The organism is Nitratireductor sp. XY-223, from assembly GCF_004959855.1.
Lineage (GTDB): Bacteria > Pseudomonadota > Alphaproteobacteria > Rhizobiales > Rhizobiaceae > Hoeflea_A.
The window spans coordinates 1-1,003 of record NZ_SPNT01000059.1 but is presented as its reverse complement, the minus strand read 5'-3'; the positions used below and the strand labels follow the sequence as shown (position 1 = coordinate 1,003).

The 1,003-nt window shown below is 65.5% G+C and carries 1 protein-coding gene; it reads right to left on the bottom strand.

Annotated elements, in window-relative coordinates:
- Positions 1-94: 94 nt before the first annotated feature.
- On the bottom strand, positions 95-433 hold the full coding sequence (locus E4M07_RS28980; RefSeq protein WP_136661897.1) for a DUF736 domain-containing protein: 339 nt from the start codon (positions 431-433) through the stop codon (positions 95-97).
- Positions 434-1,003 lie beyond the last annotated feature (570 nt).

Here is a 1,003-nt window from a genome sequence, read left to right as displayed (position 1 = left end):
GCATCGCCGTATCGGTTCCGGCGGCCCGGCAGGCGCGAAGCCACGAGGAAAGACCCCACCGGGCGAACCCGGCGGGGCTTTGAGAGGAACCGGATCAGCGCTCGCGCGGCTCCCACAGGGCGATATGGGTGGTTCCGTCCTCGCCGGACTGTTCCAGCTTGACGAGGCGGGCGCGCACCCAGTTGGGGCCGAATTCCGGCGCGCCGATCTTGAGGTTGATGTAGGTCTCGCCGCTCGACCTGGCGACCTGGCTCCAGCCGGCGCCGACCTCGTACTGGTTGCCGTTGCCGGCATAGACGCGATGGTCGGGGGCGTTTTCGCTCATCTTGTCCACCGGGACGATGACGAGGCCGGCGGCGACGTTGAGGGTCTTGAGGGTGCCGGTGAAGGAACCGTTTGCGGATTTGGTGAAGGCGCCAAGGGTGATAGCCATTTCGAAGTTTCCTTTGCTGTTCGTCGCGGGGACCGTCCCTCGCGATGTCGCCGGCGAAAAGACCGCAAGGGCGGGACGTTCACCTGAAAGGGCGCAGCGAAGCGGAGCACCCGCCGGACGGCGAAATTTGAAGCGAAGCGGGCGCGAGGAATGCGGCGCAGCCGCAGGGGAAATTTCTCCGGCCGCAGGGTTGAACGGCCCGGCGCGGGATTTAAGCGGCAAACGACACGCAAGGGACCGGTCCCCGATGAATGGCGGGACATGGAGACGAACGGCCTCATCGCCCACCGCTTTCACCGCCTGCCTGACGGCCTTTCCGGTCACTCGAAAGCTCTGCACCGCCCGCCGGATTGGCATTCTTCCGGGCAGGGATGAGCCCCGAAACGCCCCTTCATCGCCCTGCAATGCCGGTGGCGCGATACGAAGAATGAAGCCGGATAGACAAAAGCAAAACACGTGGCTGAAACCGCCACAATCCTTTTGCGCCGCGCCATTCCGGCCCGAAAGGCACCGCCCTGCCCATGCTGGAGCCGCCCAAAGACGGCCTGTCACCTGCCAGACTGCCGCAGG

Coding starts and splice junctions, on each gene's coding strand:
- E4M07_RS28980 (WP_136661897.1), bottom strand. CDS start 433: ATGGCTATCACCCTTGGCGCCTTCACCAAATCCGCAAACGGTTCCTTC.